Source organism: Taibaiella koreensis (assembly GCF_003545715.1).
In the GTDB taxonomy this organism is placed as follows: Bacteria; Bacteroidota; Bacteroidia; order Chitinophagales; family Chitinophagaceae; genus Taibaiella; species Taibaiella koreensis.
Window position 1 is genome coordinate 118,172 of sequence record NZ_QVNU01000008.1, and the last position, 19,716, is coordinate 137,887.

Annotated in this window: 14 protein-coding genes; 7 read left to right on the forward strand and 7 right to left on the reverse strand. The window is 51.3% G+C overall.

The window, feature by feature from the left end:
* Positions 1 to 140 precede the first annotated feature (140 nt).
* Positions 141 to 1,427 carry an ABC transporter permease gene (locus tag DZK30_RS22695; protein ID WP_162903352.1) on the forward strand — a complete coding sequence of 429 codons (1,287 nt, stop codon included), beginning with the start codon at positions 141 to 143 and terminating at the stop codon, positions 1,425 to 1,427.
* A gap of 14 nt (positions 1,428 to 1,441) precedes the next feature.
* On the opposite strand, the gene DZK30_RS22700 is transcribed toward DZK30_RS22695, so the two are convergent.
* The 3 genes from DZK30_RS22700 to DZK30_RS22710 form a co-directional block, all read right to left on the reverse strand.
* Entirely contained in the window at positions 1,442 to 1,957 is a 516-nt protein-coding gene (locus DZK30_RS22700; RefSeq protein WP_162903353.1) for an ExbD/TolR family protein, read from the reverse strand.
* Positions 1,958 to 2,442: 485 nt separating this feature from the next.
* Positions 2,443 to 2,649: a class I lanthipeptide gene (locus DZK30_RS22705; RefSeq protein WP_118976483.1), complete on the reverse strand. Its 207-nt coding sequence runs from the start codon at positions 2,647 to 2,649 to the stop codon at positions 2,443 to 2,445.
* Positions 2,650 to 3,013: 364 nt separating this feature from the next.
* Positions 3,014 to 3,901 (reverse strand): YihY/virulence factor BrkB family protein, encoded by an 888-nt coding sequence (locus DZK30_RS22710; protein ID WP_240432978.1) that lies wholly within the window; start codon positions 3,899 to 3,901, stop codon positions 3,014 to 3,016.
* 175 nt (positions 3,902 to 4,076) lie between these two features.
* Between DZK30_RS22710 and DZK30_RS22715 the strand changes: the two genes are divergently transcribed.
* The 5 genes from DZK30_RS22715 to DZK30_RS22735 all read left to right on the forward strand — a co-directional run bounded on the left by DZK30_RS22715 (position 4,077) and on the right by DZK30_RS22735 (position 12,766).
* Positions 4,077 to 4,559 (forward strand): MarR family winged helix-turn-helix transcriptional regulator, encoded by a 483-nt coding sequence (locus tag DZK30_RS22715; protein WP_118976485.1) that lies wholly within the window; start codon positions 4,077 to 4,079, stop codon positions 4,557 to 4,559.
* A 25-nt stretch (positions 4,560 to 4,584) separates the two neighbouring features.
* Positions 4,585 to 5,490, forward strand: coding sequence for a site-specific tyrosine recombinase XerD (gene xerD, locus DZK30_RS22720; RefSeq protein WP_118976486.1), 906 nt, complete (start codon positions 4,585 to 4,587; stop codon positions 5,488 to 5,490).
* Positions 5,491 to 5,528: 38 nt separating this feature from the next.
* Positions 5,529 to 6,191, forward strand: coding sequence for a LutC/YkgG family protein (locus tag DZK30_RS22725; RefSeq protein WP_118976487.1), 663 nt, complete (start codon positions 5,529 to 5,531; stop codon positions 6,189 to 6,191).
* A gap of 86 nt (positions 6,192 to 6,277) precedes the next feature.
* Positions 6,278 to 7,510, forward strand: coding sequence for an S-adenosylmethionine:tRNA ribosyltransferase-isomerase (locus DZK30_RS22730; protein ID WP_118976488.1), 1,233 nt, complete (start codon positions 6,278 to 6,280; stop codon positions 7,508 to 7,510).
* 393 nt (positions 7,511 to 7,903) lie between these two features.
* The gene (locus tag DZK30_RS22735; RefSeq protein ID WP_118976489.1) at positions 7,904 to 12,766 is read left to right on the forward strand and encodes an Ig-like domain-containing protein; all 4,863 of its coding nucleotides are present in this window, start codon (positions 7,904 to 7,906) and stop codon (positions 12,764 to 12,766) included.
* A gap of 263 nt (positions 12,767 to 13,029) precedes the next feature.
* Here the strand turns inward: DZK30_RS22735 and DZK30_RS22740 are convergent, their stop codons facing one another.
* Together DZK30_RS22740 and DZK30_RS22745 are read right to left on the reverse strand one after the other, a co-directional pair.
* A complete protein-coding gene (locus DZK30_RS22740) occupies positions 13,030 to 13,407 on the reverse strand; it encodes a hypothetical protein (RefSeq protein WP_162903354.1) in 378 nt (125 codons plus the stop codon).
* A 170-nt stretch (positions 13,408 to 13,577) separates the two neighbouring features.
* Entirely contained in the window at positions 13,578 to 14,420 is an 843-nt protein-coding gene (locus DZK30_RS22745) for a choice-of-anchor V domain-containing protein (protein ID WP_118976491.1), read from the reverse strand.
* A gap of 180 nt (positions 14,421 to 14,600) precedes the next feature.
* Here DZK30_RS22745 and DZK30_RS22750 point away from each other — a divergent pair, with 180 nt between their 5' ends.
* Complete coding sequence (locus DZK30_RS22750) at positions 14,601 to 15,521, forward strand: NADPH-dependent FMN reductase family protein (RefSeq protein ID WP_118976492.1); 921 nt, start codon at positions 14,601 to 14,603, stop codon at positions 15,519 to 15,521.
* Positions 15,522 to 15,578: 57 nt separating this feature from the next.
* Here the strand turns inward: DZK30_RS22750 and leuS are convergent, their stop codons facing one another.
* Positions 15,579 to 18,380 (reverse strand): leucine--tRNA ligase, encoded by a 2,802-nt coding sequence (gene leuS / locus DZK30_RS22755; RefSeq protein ID WP_118976493.1) that lies wholly within the window; start codon positions 18,378 to 18,380, stop codon positions 15,579 to 15,581.
* Positions 18,381 to 18,521: 141 nt separating this feature from the next.
* Positions 18,522 to 19,610 (reverse strand): anhydro-N-acetylmuramic acid kinase, encoded by a 1,089-nt coding sequence (locus DZK30_RS22760; RefSeq protein ID WP_118976494.1) that lies wholly within the window; start codon positions 19,608 to 19,610, stop codon positions 18,522 to 18,524.
* Positions 19,611 to 19,716 lie beyond the last annotated feature (106 nt).

Here is a 19,716-nt window from a genome sequence, read left to right on the forward strand (position 1 = left end):
CCTTTCGACAGGCTCAAGGGCCGGAAATAATTGGTTTCCTATATGCGGATGTTTATGAAGCATATATCATTTTTTCAAAAGAGTGGTGGTATCTTTGCCACCACTCTTTTTTTTATGATCAGCCAGGCAAATCGCCAGGTGTGGGTCACTTCAACCGGAAAATCGTGTTTGCTACCCTTCGAAAAGAACTTTTGTTACTCCTGCGCGACCCGGGCGGTCTGCTCCTGCTGGTATTGATGCCGGCGGCGCTTATCATTGTTATGGCTGTGGTGCAGGATGCGCCATACCGGGATTACCAGGAAATGAAGTTTGAGATACTGGTGGCCAACAAGGATAAGGGAAATACAGGCACGCGGCTTATTGAAGGTTTGAAGAAGAATAAAAGCTTTATTGTCGTCGACAGGCTGGACGGCAGGGCAGTAAGCGATATGCAGCTTAAAGCCGCCCTGCGCAACGGAAAATACAAGATGGGCATTGTGATCCCGAAAGAGGCCACCGCTTCCCTGGTCAATACTTCCAATAAGCTGGCCAACGAAATGGCCGGCGCCATGGGTCTTCCCGCAGGATTGCCGGTGCAGGAGCGCCAGGACAGCGCTGCGATCCAGCTGCTGTTTGATCCCGTGGTAAAGCCTTCGTTCCGCAGCGCTCTTGGCTTTGCCCTTAACCAGTACCTGACGCAGGTGAAGACTGAGATCCTGCTGCAGCGGCTGAGCCGGGTCAATGGCGGTACCGGCGACAAGCATATCGACCTGGAAAGTATGAACGTGCTGGCCGTAGCCGAAAAAAGCCTGGACGATGGCCCTGCGGTCAATCCTTCCATGAACTCGACCCAGCACAATGTGCCGGCCTGGGCTATCTTTGGTATGTTCCTCATCGTAGTGCCTATTTCGGGCAATATGATCCGTGAGCGGGATGAGGGCAGCGCCCTGCGCATACGGCTTATACCCACGGCCAATAAAAGAGTAGGGCTGGGCAAGATCGTCTTTTACATCCTGGTGTGCATGCTCCAGTTTTTCGTCATGATGCTGGTAGGCATCTTTATTCTGCCATTCTTCGGCCTGCAGCGGCTTACGCTGGGGCAACATGCACTCAACCTGATCCCGATGGCCTTTGCCATATCTTTTGCTGCCGTGAACTATGGCTATTTTATCGGCAGCATTTTCAAAACGGCCAACCAGGCCATGCCCTTCGGCGCCATTTCCATCGTGCTGTTCTCTGCTATCGGCGGCGTATGGGTACCTATCGAGATATTGCCGGAGGCGATGAAGAAGATTGCGTTGTTTTCTCCTTTGCACTGGAGCCTTGAAGGGGTAAACGAGGTAATCCTCCGTAACAATGGCTGGAGCGGCATTTTCAAATCCTTTTCCATACTCGTGGGCTCGGGTATGCTGCTGGGTGTGATGCCAGTATTCCTGGGTAAAAAATAAGATGCGCAACCATGTTACCGGAGCGCTGTATTGATTACCGCGGCTTCTTCGGGGCCGATATCGACCATTCCTACCTGCCGTACCCCAAGGATATTCATTTCGTCGAATAAACCTATAATATCGGCTACCGTGGCCGTGCTATGCGCCTTGATCAGGACCTGTAGCTGCCGTTCGCTTGCTACGGGTCTGGTACGGAGCGCCTGTTGCTTATGCTGGAGCAGTGAGCGCAAGGTGGCCTCAGTATGTACTTCTTTAAGGGGCGTTCCCGGTTGAAATAGCCCCTCATAATAATAGATCCGGTGGTCCTTGGCGGGCATCAGGGTAATCGCCGATGACTCGTAGAAAGCCGTGGTGCTCTTTGCCGGCGTAAAGGGCATCTGGATATCCATAGCTTTGGGCTTTGTCATAGTCGTTGTCAGCATAAAGAAAGTGATGAGGAGAAAGCCCAGGTCTACCATAGGGGTGAGATCGATACGCGGATTGCTTCTTTGCCGGCGTCCCCGTCCGGCAGTGATCAATAGCTCTGCCATAATCTTTGCTTTATCATGAGACTTCGCGGTACCGGAATTCCATAAAGCATGCCTGACATTGCTCCGTAGGAGCAACATGTCTGTAGACAAATACAAGCAACTTGCAATTGCTCCGTAGGAGCAACATGTCTGTAGACAAATACAAGCAACCTTGCAATTGCTCCGTAGGAGCAAAATGTCTGTAGACAAATACAAGCAACCTTGCCATTGCTCCGTAGGAGCAAAATGTTTGTAGACAAATACAAGCAACCTTGTAATTGCTCCGTAGGAGCAAAATGCCTGTAGCCCAAATTTAGCCACCGGACAAAAAGAAAGCTATCTTCCAAAAAGGAAAATAGCTTTCTATTCATTTATGGCGTAAAGGATAATACAAATGCTTTAATGATCTCCTTTAATCCATTAGCTTATTCTACAAATACGAAACAGGTATGTTGATTAAAAAAGCCCCGAACCTAAGAACACTGGTTGCTTTTTAAGGCTTGGTGCTAGCCTCCCTGGGTAATGGTGGTGATGCAGACAACAACAGACAGTACACCGATACAGATGGGCGTACGGGTGTGGCAAGCCCCGTTAGTAATGCAGGCGATGCCCAAAAAACTTTCTCCGCCTTGCACCGCTTTTTGAGCGTCTGGTTGCAGAGGAGATATGGTTGATTTCGAAAGCATCAGCTTTTTAGCAGTTTTCTTTTTCATAAAATTGGTTTTGGTTTTACAATCGTGAATAACAAAAATCGGGGGCAATAAATTGTTAGCAATGATTGAACGCCAGGTCCGGGGTCAAAAGAAACGCGTAATTGGTTGAAATAAGCTTCGGTAAAATTACATCCTAAATAAGCTAAAACGAACCATACGCTATGCGTAATTTAAGTACAATCATCCAATTAAATATTAGCCGCAATATCAGGCTGATCTGGCATACAACTGCAGCCTGTCCTTGCTCGAATCACCGGGTCGATAAGCATGATATTCCGGACTTTATTGTCTGTTTTGTATCAGGCATAAAGACGGGTTGCTACCCTTTATGCGCCCTGCCCGGTGTAGCGACTTAGTGGATTACCTATAATTTATGTTCTTCCTTCAGGTGTTTGAGCAACCGTTTGTCACTGTACTCGGCATAGCTGCTGGGAATAATACGTTTGCCGTGGTATTCAATATAAGCCCGGGTAAACTCGGCGCCGAAGTAGAGAATAGCAGCAGAAAAATAGATCCATAGCAGCAGCACGATAACAGAGCTGGCTGCCCCATAAAGGCTTACCGTATTGGTTTTGCTGATGTATAGGCCGATGAGGAACTTGCCGATCATGAACAAGGCAGAAGTAACGAAGGCACCCGGCCATACCTGTTTCCAGCGGATACGCACGTCGGGCAGCATTTTAAAAATGACCGAAAACAGGAAGCTGATCACGAAAAAGATTACGGTGGTATTGATCAGGCTTAGTACATTGATCGGCAGATCGGGCAGCAGCCGGAGCAGGTAAGTGCTCATGGCGATCAGCAACGCGTTGACAATGAGCGAAACGATCAATAGAAAACCCAGCCCTATGATCATCGAAAAAGAAAGCGCCCGGTTGAGCAGTAGCTTGATAAAGCCCTTCTTGGCTCTGGGGCGTACGCCCCATATCATGTTGAGGGAATCCTGTATTTCCACGAAAATACCCGTAGCGCCGATCACCAGCGCTATCGCGCCGATAATGGTAGCCGTCAGGCTGTTCTTTTGCGATTGCAATGCCCTGATCACATCCTGTACCTGCTTGGCTGTCGCCTGGCCCAGCACATCTTTTAGCTCGGTAAAAATACGGCCCTGTATAGCATCCTGCCCATAAACAGCGCCACCGAAAATGATGATGAGCAACAGCATGGGGGGGAGCGAAAAAATGGTGCTGTAGGCCAGTGCTGAGCTGAGCTTCATGCCTTTATCGTCAGCAAAACCGGTTGCTGCATCCACCAAAATTCTCCAATATTTATTGCTAATTTGTTTTACTTTCGTTGCCATACAAATAAAATGATTAGCGGCATCAGCCGCCTGGCGCTAACGAGCCTATGGTCTGGCAGGCCACCGGCCAGGCGATCATTTAAGCCCCGATCACATACCTATGTACTGTTTATTATAAACGCCTGCCATGAGACTTGAAGACGAATTAAAAATGCAACAATTTACGGATAATTTCCAAAGAGCCTATTTAAACATTATTTTTACGGCCAGCTGGATGGAGACCTCCATGCAACAGCGATTGAAGCATTACAACATCACCACGCCCCAATTCAACGTTTTACGCATTTTAAGAGGTCAGAAAGGAAAGCCCATGAGCGCTTTCGCGATACAGGAACGGATGATCCACCGCACCTCCAATGTAACCCGCATCCTGGAAAAATTGGTAGAGAAGAACCTAGTTACCCGCGAGAGCAGCCCGGTTAACCGGCGTATGATCGACGTACGGCTTACGAGCGAAGGACTCGACCTGGTCAACAGTACCGACACCATGGCTATTGATGCTTATAAGCAAATGGCCTGTGCCATGAATGAAGAGGAAGCAAGGCTGATGGGCGACTGGCTGGATAAGATCAGGGAGCAGGAGCCCGGCTGTGGCTGCGATAAAGACTAACCTTGCCCCTTTTTCCAAACTTAATATGTGGAGTGCCTATATCAAAGGCTTTAAGGCCTTTTTACAGCTGGAGAAATCATTGTCCCGGCATTCGGTCGACGCGTACCTGCACGATGTGCAGCTGCTGGCGCGCTTCCTGGAGCAACACCATGCGGCCATTGCTTTTGAGGACATCAAACTGCAACACCTGCAGCAATTTCTCCAATCGATACATGAGCAGGAGCTGGCTGCGGCTTCCCAGGCCAGGATCATCTCGGGGGTAAAAGCCTTTTTTCATTACCTGATTGCTGAAGAGGTGATCGCACAAAACCCCACGGAACTGCTGGAAGCCCCTAAGCTGAAGCGAAAGCTGCCTGATGTGCTGGGGGTTACCGAGGTAGAGCAGCTCTTTAGCGGCCTCGACCACAGCACGCCCGAAGGGCAGCGCAACCGCGCAATACTGGAAACCATGTACAGCTCAGGCCTGCGCGTCAGCGAGCTGATTGCCCTGGAGCTTACCAATCTTTATCTCGATGTAGGCTTTATTCGCGTGATCGGGAAAGGGAACAAGGAACGCCTGGTACCCATAGGCGACGAAGCCGTAAAGTATATCGAACTTTACCGGGAGCACATCCGCAATCACATTGTACCCAAAAAGGGACAGGAAAACATCCTGTTCCTCAACCGGAGAGGCAGCGGGCTTTCCCGTGTCATGATATTTTATATCATTAAGGAAGCGGCGCAGCGTGCCGGTATTACCAAAAATATCCACCCGCATACGTTGCGGCATAGCTTTGCCACGCACCTGGTGGAAGGCGGCGCCGATCTGAGAGCCGTGCAGGAAATGCTGGGCCACGAAAGCATTACCACTACCGAGATCTATACGCACCTCGACAGGGGCTTCCTGAGGCAGACCCTGGAAAAATACCACCCACGCTTCCATAACCGATAACTTCTGTACCTTCGCCATCGAATTGCAGGAAGATCATTATGCAGACATATAAGACATCAAAGGCCAGGGAAAACGTCCTGAGGAAGATCAGGATGGCCCTGCAGGAAGAGGCCGTTCCCATGCCGTTTCCGGAAGCAGAGAAAGTAGCGGTATCTTCGGTATTCAGCGCGCTATCGGAAGGTACACCGGAGGAAACCTTTGCCGCAGAATTTTCCCATATCGGGGGACACTTCGTTTTTTGCAACAACCAGGATGAGCTGCTGGCCAATCTGAAGCTGCTGGCCGAGAGCAGGGGCTGGACCGAAGTACTGTGCGCCCACAAATCATTGTTTTCTTTCCTGGTCAACAATAAGCTCTCTTTTGTTAGGGAATTCAATCCCAGTCATGAGCAAGCCCAGGTATGCATTACCGACTGTGAAGCAGCAGTGGCCCGTACGGGCAGCTTCCTGTTCAGCAGCAGGCAGAACCATGGCAGGGTTGCCCCGGTCTATTTTCCCATACATATTATCGTGGTACAGCCACACCAGGTAGTGCCGGATATTGCCGACGGTCTAAAATTGCTCAGACAAAAATACAATGACCAGCTACCCTCGATGATCAGCCTCAATACCGGCCCCAGCCGTACGGCCGATATAGAGAAGACCCTGGTTACCGGTGTGCATGGTCCCAAAGAAGTATTCTGTTTTTTCCTGAACCAATAAAGGCAAGTCAGGTCTTTGCCTGAAATTATCGCTGCACCCGCATCGGAACATGCCTTGCGTGCGGCAACAACAATTCTTTACCCAGCATGCACCCTTCCCGGCTACAGATAAAAGATTTTACCTACGAACTACCCGAGGACCGCATTGCCCGCTATCCTTTGCCCCAACGGGACCAATCACGGCTATTGGTATTCCGCGACGGGCAACTTAGCGAGAGCCGGTACCGGGATATTGCGCAGCAATTGCCTGCCGGTACACTGTTGATCTTTAACCAGACCAAGGTGATCTATGCGCGTTTGCTGTTCCAAAAGCCTACCGGCGGCCGCATAGAAGTTTTTTGCCTGGAACCCGATGAACGCTATGCTGAAGTGCAGCAGGCTATGCTGCAGAAAGGATCGGTATACTGGAAATGCCTGGTGGGCGGTGCAGCCAAATGGAAGGAGGGACAAGTCCTTTCGCTTGAGGTAAACGAACAGCTTGCCATGAAGGCTGCGGTAGCGGAAAAAAGAGAAGGTTACTTTATCCTGGAGCTGAGTTGGGAACCGGCCATGACCTTTGCCGAAGCCTTGCAGCTGGCCGGTCGTGTGCCATTGCCTCCTTACCTGAACCGGGAAGCAGAAGAAAGCGACGAGCAGCGGTACCAGACTATATTTGCCAAAGAAGAGGGTAGTGTGGCGGCGCCTACGGCCGCGCTGCATTTTACGGAAGCTATACTGGCGGAACTGCCGGGGCGGAATATCGATACGGGCCTGGTGACCCTGCACGTTGGCGCCGGCACTTTTAAGCCGGTGAAGAGCGATACTATGGAAGGGCACGATATGCATGCAGAATGGATAGAGGCAGATCCGCTGGTATTGCAGCAGTTGATCGACCGGCTCAGGCGGGGCTTACCGGTGGTAGCCGTAGGCACCACTTCGGCCCGTACATTGGAAAGCCTGTACTGGATAGGTGTACAGCTGCTGCAGAACCCGGATTTTGTACCCTCAGCCGGTGTAGCCGTGCCGCAATGGTATCCCTATGAGCAGGAGACCATTACTGATCCTATTACGGCCCTGGAAGCCCTGTCGGATTATCTTCACCGCCATAAGACCAATAAGCTGGTGACCCGTACGCGCATCATCATTGCTCCGGGTTACCGGTTCAGAGTGATCAAGGGTCTTATTACTAATTTTCATCAGCCCCAATCGACCTTATTACTGCTGGTATCTGCCCTGGTAGGAACAGCCTGGCGCGATATTTACGATTATGCGCTGGAGCAGGGCTTCCGGTTTCTCAGCTATGGCGATGGATGCCTGCTGTGGCATAAGGAGCTGAACTGATCATCACACACAAACCACCCACCACTTTATTTTCCTCATTGCCTAACCCATCGGGCTCACATCGGCGATATTGCTATGTCCCTGCCTTTATCCTGTTGATCTGTAAAAAGCTTTTGCCTGCAGACAGCGATACAGGCAAGAAAGGCAGGCCAGGGTGGACACTATGCGCCTTATTGCATATAAGTATGTTTTAATGTCATAAAAAAATGAGCAACATTTAGGATGATACAATGGATATAGCGTATATGATACATCTATACCAGACAAAGGCATCTTGGTTTATACTTTAGCATAAAAAATACTGGAGAAAACATAACGAACGTCAATTGTTGCGTTAAAATATGCGGTAATTTCGAAACCCTTAATTGACAACAAAGAATTATCAGATCGTTAATGGAAAAGACATCCGGATTGCTTCATCCCTTCGGCAGGCACATCATTTCTCTTGCACTTACACTCTTATTCCTGAGCTTACAAAAGGCTGAGACTTTTGCACAAACCGCACCTTCTTACAGCTTCTCGGCACTTACGGGTACTTATACCGGCATTACAGGCGGTACTGCTGTGACCGCTATACAAGACGATGATGAGGTCGACATCGTACCCATCGGTTTTACGTTTCAATACTGCGGCGTTAATTATACACAGGCCAATGTTTCTTCCAATGGATGGCTATCCTTTAATACCGCGGGTACCAGCACTTACGCCGGCAACGATCTGGGCAATCTTAACGATGGGCTTAAGCCCGGACTGATGGCGCTATGGGATGATCTTAGCGGTGCAGGCGGTACGGCTACCTATCTTACGGAGGGTGCGGCGCCCAACAGGATATTCACGATGGAATGGAAAAACTGGAAATGGAATTACAATGCATCCGATCCCGTTATTTCGTTCCAGGTCAAGCTCTACGAAACGACCAATGTGATCGAGTTCAGATACAAGCGGGAAACAGCGCAGATCAATGGCACACCCGGCGCTACCATCGCCATCGGCGACGGGCAGGGCATATCGGGCTATCTTAGTCTGAACAATGCTACTGCGGCCCCGTCGCCTTCATCCACCACATTCACGACAGGCATAGACGCCAAGCCCGCTACTGATCAGGTCTATAAGTTTACACCGCCTGTGCCCTGCAGCGGGACACCGGTAGCCGGTACGGCAGCGGCCACTGCTACCAGCATTTGCAGCGGCGCAGATACCCTTAACCTTACCGGTTATAGTAATGCCAGTGGTCTTACGATCCAGTGGGAATCTTCGGTCAACGGCACCACCTGGTCGCCGGTAGCCGGCGCCACTGCTGCCACCTATATTACCCCTAATCTTTCATCAACGGTCTCTTACCGGGCTAAAGTAACCTGTACCGCTTCTGCGCAAACAGCCACCAGTAATGCGGTAACGATCACTTTGACCGCACCAACGCCGACGGTCGCGACACTTCCTTATACCGAATCTTTCGAGACCTGGATCAATAGCTGCTCAACTACCGACCGGCCGGGCGTCAGCTGGCTTAGCTTCCCTGCCAACGGCAACAATTCCTGGCGCCGCGACGACCAGGGCGCTTCGGCGAGCTGGGGCAATGTGGCCGATTATATTTATTCGCCCGTGTTTACAACCGGCAGCCATTCGGCCCGATTCCATTCTGGCTATAGCACCAATGGTCTGCTGGGCATTATGGATCTTTATATCGACCTGAGCCCTGCCGGCGCCAAGCAAATCGCCTTCGACTATATCAATACCAGCGGCAGCGACAGCCTGTATGTTGAGCTTTCGGCTGATGGTGGTACCACCTGGACACAACTAGGCAGCAAAGCGCTGGCGGCGGCATGGACGCCAGTGGCTTTCAGCACGGCATCCACCGCAGCGAATGCGATCATCCGCTTCAGGGCCAGGGCCGATTACGGCGCTACCGACATCGGTATCGATAACCTCAATGTTAGTGGTCCTTGTACAGGTACGCCTGTCGCCGGAACGGCAGCGGCTACTGCGACCAGCATTTGCAGCGGTACCGACACGCTGAGCCTCAGTGGCTATACAGTTGCAGGCGGTGTTACGATCCAATGGGAATCATCGGCCAATGGTACCACCTGGTCGCCGGTAAGCGGCGCCACTGATGCGACCTATATCACCCCTAATCTTTCATCAACGGTCTCTTACCGGGCCAAGGTAACTTGTACCGCTTCTGCGCAAACGGCCACCAGCAATGTCATAACGATCACCGTTACGGCGCCAACGCCGACAGTTGCGACGCTTCCTTATACCGAGTCTTTCGAGACCTGGATCAACAGCTGCTCAACTACCGACCGGCCGGGCGTCAGCTGGCTTAGCTTCCCTGCCAACGGCAACAATTCCTGGCGCCGCGACGACCAGGGTGCTTCGGCCAGTTGGGGCAATGTGACCGATTATATTTATTCGCCCGTGTTCACAACCGGCAGCCACTCGGCCCGCTTCCACTCCGGCTATAGCACCGATGGTTTGCTCGGCATTATGGATCTTTACATAGACCTGAGCCCTGCCGGCGCCAAGCAAATCGCCTTCGACTATATCAATACCAGCGGCAGCGACAGCCTGTATGTTGAGCTTTCGGCTGATGGCGGTACCACCTGGACCCAATTGGGTAACAAGGCACTGGCGGCGGCTTGGACACCAGTGGCATTCAGCACGGCATCCACTGCAGCGAATGCGATCATCCGCTTCAGGGCCAGGGCCGATTATGGTTCTACCGACATTGGTATCGACAACCTCAATGTTAGTGGTCCTTGTACGGGTACGCCTGTCGCCGGAACGGCAACTGCCACTGCGACCAGCATTTGCAGCGGTACCGACACGCTGAGCCTCAGCGGCTATACGGTTGCGGGCGGCGTTACGATCCAATGGGAATCATCGGCCAATGGTACCACCTGGTCGCCGGTAGCCGGCGCCACTGCTGCAACCTATATTACACCCAATCTCTCGTCAACAGTCTCTTACCGGGCCAAGGTAACCTGTACCGCTTCTGCGCAAACGGCCACCAGCAATACCGTAACCATCACTGTAACCGGGCCAACCCCGACAGTTGCGACGCTTCCTTATACCGAGTCCTTCGAGACCTGGATCAATGGCTGCTCGACTACCGACCGGGCGGGCGCCAGCTGGCTTACCTTCCCTGCCAACGGCAACAATTCCTGGCGCCGCGACGACCAGGGCGCTTCGGCGAGCTGGGGTAATGTGACTAATTATGTTTATACACCTGTGTTCACGGCAGGCAGCCATTCGGCCCGCTTCCACTCCGGCTATAGCACCGATGGTTTGCTCGGCATCATGGATCTTTATATCAACCTGGGATCCAATGGTACCAAACAGATCGCCTTCGACTATATCAATACCAGCGGTACCGACAGCTTGTTCGTAGAACTTTCTGCAGACGGCGGCGCTACATGGACCTTATTGGGCAGCAAAGCCCTGGCCGCCGCCTGGAGCCCGGTATCATTGAGCACAACGGCTTTTGCGCCCAACGCGATCATCCGCTTCAGGGCCAGGGCCGACTATGGCTCTACCGACATCGGTATCGATAACCTCAATATTACCGGTCCGCCACCCTGCGTAGCCCCCACAAATCCTACAGTAACAAGCATCACAACGACCACGGCGTCGCTCGACTGGGTACAGGCAGGTACAACAGCACAATGGCAGATCAAATATGGTCCCGCCGGCTTTAATGTAAATACCGCCGGAACCGGCATCTATACCAATTCAAAACCTTACGCCTTAGGCTCGCTGACACCCGCTACCTCTTATGATTATTATGTTCGTACCATATGCGGCGCCGGCGATACCAGCGTTTGGTCGCCGGTAACCAATTTTGCTACCGCTTGTGTCACTGCACCAACAATTGTCTCCACGACAGATAGTTTCCATTGCGGGCAAGGCGCTGTAGTGCTGAAAGCAGCGGCATCTGCAGGCGGCAGCATCAAATGGTATGCGGCATCTACCGGTGGCACCGCGCTATATACCGGTAATGTGTATACAACAGGTTCACTTACGGCCAGTACAACCTATTATATTGCAGCGGCAGCAGGTAATTGTGAAAGCCCGCGCCAGCCCATCGTTGCCACCATTGCTGCCGTTCCTGTGGTAAACATCGGCAACGATACCACCATTTGCCCGGGCATTACCTACACGCTTAATGCCGGTAACCCCGGTGCTACGTACGCATGGAATACCGGCGCCAGCACATCGGTTATTACCGTTAACACAGCGGGAACCTACTCTGTGGCGGTAACCGACGCTCATAGCTGTAGTGGCTCCGATGCCATCAACATCACCATGGGTATTGTCCCGGTAAATACACTTCCGGCAACGCTTGATCTCTGTTCCGGCGCTACTGCTACACTTAATGCAGGCAATGCCGGCAGCACTTTCAGCTGGACGCCTGGTGGTGCCACTACGCAAACGATCGCCGTTACCGCCGGCGGCACGTATGCCGTATCGGTCATAAGTATCAATGGTTGCAAGATCAACAGCAGCACCGATGTTGTGATGCGGCCTCTGCCTGTGGCAGCGCTGGGCAACGATACCAGTATCTGTAACGGCGCAACTATCGTGTTGGATGCCGGTAATACCGGTAGCACTTATCTCTGGAACAGCGGTGCGACTACGCAAACGATCAATGCCGCTGATTCAGGCACCTATTCCGTAGCCATTACTTCGCCTTACGGCTGCAAATTCACCGATAGCAAGCATATCGCTTATCTGCCTGCACCCGCGGTGGAGGGCTTTAACTTTATTCCTTTATTCTATGAAAATCTCGGAAAAGTGAGCTTCACCGCGCTGCAGCCGGAACATGTCCAGGCTTACGAATGGGATTTTGGCGATGGTAGTCCCAGGAGCACTGAGGTAAATCCAACTCATATTTACACTATGGGAGGATTCTTCACAGTCACGCTGAAGGTATCCAATGGCTGTGGTGATTTCTCGATCAGCCAGACCATCAATGTAGATCTGACGACGGGCGTTGTTACACCAGACCTTCAGATGGCCGATGTTGTGCTTTTCCCCAATCCTTCCAGGGATTATATTACGATCGATAACAAGAGCGATAAGATCCAGATGGAGCAGGTGAGCGTATACAATACATTGGGTAAGCTGGTTTATTCCCAAAAGACGACCAGCGACAGGAACCATCAATTACCGGTAACGCAATTGGCTTCGGGAATGTATACGATAAGGATCCTTACAGATAAGGGCATTATCACCCGGAAATTCGAGGTCAGGAAATAGTAAAGAATGAATATTCCCGGAAATGCCGGGAAAGACAAAAAGGAGATGTCCAAAAGCAAATGAATACACCTGGCTCTCCGACAGGTAACCGAATACAGGAAGGGCTGTCCAAAAACTATGGACAGCCCTTTTTTACAAAGATTGGTTCGATTTTCCTTTTCCCGTTTACGCTTAACGTTTAAGACATTATTTGCAAGACATCATACTGTTTAAAAAGAGGCTGCCCTGTAAAAACAGGACAGCCCGGGAAATCATTGCTATGTTTAAGGAACAATAACAGTCGTCATTAATATGTCGATGTTATTAGTTGTCCTGACACTTACCGTATAGACACCGCTCGGGAAATTCTGCATCGGAAATTTCTTTACAAAGAAATGATTCGGACCGGCAGGCGCAATAAACCTTGTCATGCTGGCATGTACGGTACCATCAGACCCCGTAACCTTCACCTTGGCTGCGGCAGCACCATAGGCTGGTTGATACGGGAAGCTGATTTCGATGGCTTGTGCTGTCGCATTATACGACGCAGAAGGTGCTTGCTGCGCTTGCGCCGAAACGCCGGTTGGCGAGAGCAGAATACCGGCAACGGGCATAAACAAAGACATTCCGGCCAACAAGAAACGAACTGATTTTTTTCTCATAATTTTTAATGTTTAGTAGTTAGGAAAATATACTGTTTGACGTCAAAACATTGTTGGAACGACAGGCACAACGGGAGATCAGGAATAAAGTCCCGTAGCATTGCCTTTCGTCTTTAGAAAAAAATACATTCGTGCATCTGTATGGCTGGTCTTATTGGTTGTTACAATGGTTATTGTTTGATGAACATACGGCTTACCTGACTCTTACCCTTAATGTTAAGGAAATAGGTGCCGCTTGCAAGCTGATGTACGGGAACGCTTGCCTGCAGTTTACCACTTTGATTATTAACGGTAGATTGCCACAGTGCTTTACCATTGAGGTCAAATACAGTGAGCTGATAGCTGCCGGGGGTAATTCCTTCACCGCTAATGTTCAGCATATCGGAAGCCGGTACGGGCGACATGTTCAGGTTCTTCCAGATACCTTCCTCCGCGATACCCACCGATGGTGTTTCGGTAAGGTTAACCGTTACCACATCGCTTGTCTTATCGCCACTGGTTCCGCCGTCATGATTAACGCCATTGATAATACCGTTGAAGGTGACAGTTCCGGTTCCAGCCGCAGGTGCGGTCCAGTCGAAGCTGACCGTGTATACGCCGCCTGATTTGGCCAGTGAAGTGCTGTGCTCGATCACCTGGAGGCCACCGATACTGGCTGCGTGCTTGTCGCTGCCCAGGTTGCTGAAGCTGCCGGCCTGGCTGGTACCTTTGCTGGCAGTGACCTGGAAGCCGAAGAAGTCCAGGCCGGGGTTGTTGCCGGTAAGGGTAAGGGTATATACGGTGCCTGGTACATAGCTGCCGGTCACGGCCGCACCGGTTGCTTTTACTTTCAGGGTAATCGCTGCCGTAGTCGTGCCGCTGCCGCCACCGTGGCAGGAGGCACAGGTACCGCTGCTGCCGGGGCCGCCGTTACGGATACCGTTGCCGGCGGTTGCAGGTCCTGCCGCATTGCTGCCCAGGATAAGATACATGCCGCATAGCACAACGCTTGTTAGAATAATTGGTCTCTTCATTTGTTATTTGTTTTGACAAAAGTATCCTTACTGCACTTCCCGCCGATAGGACATAATGGAGAAAAAAAGGGATTTTTCGGACATGATTCTTTTTTTAACAGCTTGTATAACATACCCATTTCTTAACACTGGCATGCAGAACGGCTACGGTATGTTGCGTAATACGATTATCTTTGGCTCATGAAGATCTTAGTCGTGTATTTTACACAGAGCGGCCAGCTGAAAGGCATTCTCGATAATATAGTACAGGATATGAAGCAGGAGGCGGAGATTGATTTTGCAGAGATCAGGCTCGTTCAGCCGTTCCCTTTTCCCTGGAGTTCTGCTACTTTTTTTGATGCTATGCCCGAAAGCGTCCTTCAGGTACCGGCGGCAATACAGCCTATGCCGGCAATCATGGACAAAGATTATGATCTCGTGCTCTTCGGCTATCAGCCCTGGTTCCTTCATCCTTCCATACCGGCCAATAGCTTCCTGCAAAGTGAATGGGCCGTGGCGCTGCGCGACAAGCCGGTGATCACGGTGATCGGTTGCCGTAATATGTGGCTCAATGCGCAGGAAAAGGTAAAAGCACAGTTGCAACGCCTGGGCGCAAATCATATCGGCAATATTGTGCTTGAAGATAAACACGGCAACATGACCTCCACGTTGACGATTATCCGCTGGTTGTTCAAGGGACAAAAAGAAGCCTCAAAACGTTTACCCGACGCCGGTGTATCGGACCGGGATATACGCGATACGCAGCGCTATGGCAAGCCGATCCTGCGCCATATTAAAGAGGGGCAAACCGAAGCGCTGCAACAGGACCTGCTGCACCTAGGAGCCATACACCTGCGCCCCAACCTGATCGTGCTGGAGAAAAGAGGGGTGAGCCAGTTCCCTAAATGGGCGAAGAAGGCTCGTGATAAGGGCGGCCCGGGCGCCGCGGAAAGAAAGCCCGTGATCAAGCTGTTCAGCCGTATCCTCATCACCGCTATATTCGTGCTTTCTCCCATTACAGCGCTCGTTGCGAAGATACAGACGGCTTTAAAGAAGAAGCAGCTGCTAAAAGCGGTAGAATATTTCAAAAGCACACAGTACCAGCCTGGCAGACTGGGATAAAGCAAAGAAGTCAAGTTTTCAAAACTTGACTTCTTTATACTGACGATATTGTAATATTTATACCACTACATTGATCATCCGTCCTTTGACATAGATGAATTTTTTAGGCTCTTTGCCTTCGAGCCATTTTTGGATCACTTCATTGGACAGCACTTCCTTTTCGATAAAGGCTTGTTCCGCATCGAGCGCAAATTCCAGTTCTACGCGGGGCTTTCCGTTAACGGCTACCGGGTATACCTTGCTGTTGTCCACTGTATACTTTTCTTCCCATTCGGGATAGGCTGCATGGATCACAGAGCCATCATGTCCCAGCTGTTTCCACAAGGTTTCTGCTACATGCGGTGCATAGGGCGTGAGTAAGCGCACCAGCGGATCGAGTATCGCCCGTTTGTGGCAATTCAGGTCAGTAAGTTCATTCAGGCAGATCATGAACTGGCTTACGGCCGTGTTGAAGGAGAAGCGTTCTGTATCGCTTTCGATCTTTTTGATCGTTTTGTGCAATGCCTTCAGCTCTGCGTCGGCAGGCGCTTCATCAGTCACAATCCAGCCCTGCTGCTCATCGTAGAACAAGCGCCAGAACTTCTTCAGGAAACGGTGTACGCCTTCGATGCCTTTGGTATCCCAGGGCTTGCTCATTTCGATAGGGCCAAGGAACATTTCATACATGCGGAAGGTATCGGCGCCGTATTGTCTTACAATATCATCGGGGTTTACCACGTTGTGATAGCGCTTGCTCATTTTCTCCAACTGGGCGCCGCAAATGTATTTACCTTCTTCAAGAATGAATTCGGCATTATAATATTCCTCCCTCCATTGCTTAAACTGTGCGACATCCAGCTCAACACCATCTACAATATTGACGTCGACATGTATCTCGTCCGTCTGGTATGCATCTTTTAGACCGGCTGACACAAATTGATTGGTACCACTAATTCGATAGACCAGTCTCGAGCTGCCGCCAATCATTCCTTGATTTACCAGCCTCTTGAAAGGCTCATCAAATGAGAGGTAACCCAGGTCGTGCAGGGCCTTGGTCCACATACGGCTATAAAGCAAATGGCCTACAGCATGCTCCGTACCGCCTATATACAAGTCTACTTGTTTCCAGTAATCGGTTGCTTTGGGATCGGCAAAGGCATCGGCATTGCCAGGGTCCATATACCGCAGGAAATACCAGCTGCTGCCGGCATAGCCGGGCATGGTATTGGTTTCGCGCTTCAGCAAGTCGCCATCGTTGTTTTGCACCATTACCCATTCGGCAATATTGGCCAGCGGGCCTTCCCCCTCGGGTCCGGGCTTGTAGTTTTCGATGTACGGCAACGTGACAGGCAGTTGCTGCAACGCTTCCGGCAGGTTGGCGCCGGCCTCGTTCACCGCATAGGGAATATTGTTCTTGTACACGATAGGGAAGGGCTCACCCCAATAGCGCTGGCGGCTAAAGCCCGCATCCCGCAAGCGATAGTTGATCTTCCGGGCGCCGATCCCTTTGGTTTCAAGCGCCTCCAGCACCAGGCTTGCGGCTTCTTTCACGCTCTTGCCGCTTACAAAGCCGCTTTGCTCGATGGTTACATTCTTATCGCTCACAGCGCTCTCGCCTGTATACTGCGCACCGAAGATATTGGTGATCTCGATGCCGAAGTGACGGGCAAAAGCATGGTCGCGATCATCGCCTGAAGGCACGGCCATAATGGCGCCGGTGCCATAGCCGGCCAATACATATTCCGATATCCACACCGGTATCTGTTTGCCGCTAAAAGGGTGCAGTGCATAAGCGCCGGTAAAGCAACCGCTAATCTTTTTCTCCGCCATACGCTCTCTTTCGCTACGGCTTTTCACATAGCCCACATATTGGACCACCGCTTCTTTTTGCACATCAGTAGTGATCAGGTCTACGAGCGCATGCTCCGGGGCCAACACCATAAAGTCCACGCCGAAGATGGTATCGGGCCGGGTGGTGAACACCTCGATGCTGCCTTTATGGTTCTCTACAGCAAAGTGTACCGATGCGCCTTCGCTACGGCCGATCCAGTTGCGCTGCATCTCTTTCATGGCCTCACTCCATTCCAGGTTGTCGAGGCTGTCGATAAGCCGGTCGGCGTACTCTGTGATCCGCAAAAACCATTGCCGCATTTTTTTGCGCTCTACGGGATGACCACCACGCTCACTCACACCATTGACTACTTCGTCATTGGCGAGTACGGTGCCCAGTGCCTCGCACCACCATACTTCCGCATGATCGAGATAGGCCAGGCGATACTGCATCAACACGCTCCTTTGCTCCGGTTCGCTCATCGCTTTCCATTCCTCTGCCGTAAACCGCAGCGTTTCATCGCCGGGCGCAGGGCAGCCTTTATTGCCTTCCTGTTCCAGCCGGGCAGTCAGTGTGCTCAGTGGCTCAGCCTTACGGCTCTCGCGATTGAACCAGCTTTGGAACAATTGCAGGAAGATCCATTGGGTCCAGCGATAGTATTGCGGATCGCTGGTGCGCACCTCGCGGTTCCAGTCGTAGTTGAAGCCGATATTGTCCAGCTGCTCTTTATAACGTTTAATGTTCTTCTCGGTCGTTACTGCCGGGTGCTGACCGGTCTCGAGCGCATATTGCTCTGCAGGCAGGCCAAAGGCATCGAAACCCATCGGGTGCAGCACATTAAAGCCTTTCATTACTTTGTAGCGCGCAAAGATATCTGAGGCGATATAACCCAGCGGATGACCGACATGGAGACCGGCGCCGCTCGGGTAGGGAAACATATCCAGCACATAATATTTGGGCCGGGTACTGTCATTTTTTACTTTGTAAGCTTGCTGCGCCGCCCAGAAGGCTTTGGCGCTTTGCTCAATTTGCTGAAAATTATATTCCACTGGATAGACGTTAGACTTTAAAGATTTAGCTAGGAGATTGAAGGGCGCGGAACCAACGGATAAGGATATAAGGATTTAGGCACCATATGAGCTAAACATTATTACGCAAATATCTGAAACCCGGTGTCTGTTCCTAAATTATCAATCAACGGGAGGCAGCCATAGTGCGCCGCCTACGCTGCTGCGCGCTGCACCGGTAACGGAATGCAACACATTGTGCTCCTCGCGCCAGCGCAAGGTACCGATAAGGGCCATGGCCACCGCTTCCTTGTGTATGATAGTAGCTTCTCCGGGGATCACTACCCGTACATTCCCGTTACGGTTCAGCTCTTCCTGTATCAGCTCTACCAGGAAATCGTTGAAGGCGCCGCCACCGGTCACGAGCATGGTTTGCTCCTGCAAAGGATTGAGGTAGGGTAGTAAGGCACGGCCGATCTGTGTGGCGATATGGCGGGTCGAAGTATACAAGGCATCGTTCATGTTGTCCAGCACCTCGAAATGCGGCAGCACTTCTTCCGTTACAAAACCATTGTGCAGCGATTTCGGCGTACGCATGTCGTAAAAGGCTACCTGGTTGATCTTCTCCAGCACGGTTTCATTGTTGCTGCCCAGCCGGGCCATAGCGCCTTTGTCGTCAAATTCCTTTTCCAGCCGGAGCGCAAAATGGTTCAGCAGCTGGTTGGCCGGACATATATCGAAGGCCAGCGGCTCAGGGCCATTGACCGTAACGTTGGCAATGCCGCCGAGGTTAAGGCAAAAGTCGTACTCCGAAAAGAGCATCTTGTCGGCTATAGGTACGATAGGCGCACCTTGTCCGCCCAGCGCGACATCCATATGGCGCAGGTCGCTGATCACGGGGAGCAGGGTCCAGCCGGCAATGGCAGCGCCATCGCCGATCTGCGCCGTTGTTCTGGCGGCAGGCTCATGCCATACTGTATGGCCGTGCGAAGCAATAAAGTGCACTTTATGTTGCAGGCTGTGCCGCTTGATAAAGTGGTTGACCTGCTCGCCCAGGTAGTGACCATAGCTGGTATGCAGCCGCAGGAATTCGGGTACGGTAAGGCTATGCGCGCGCTTCAGCTCGGCGGCCAGCACAGCGGGATAGGGCAGGCATTCGGCCGCCATGATCTCGTATTGCCACTTACCGCTGATCTCTGTCAGCTCCGTATAGGCAATATCCAGCCCATCCAACGAGCTTCCTGACATCAACCCGATTACTTTATAAACCATAAGTCAACATTCAATAGTCAAAAACAAATTTCAAATTCAAAAATCAAAAATCTAAAATCGAGAATTCAAATTTTAAAGCCAAAAAATCCAGAACAAAAGTTCTGAA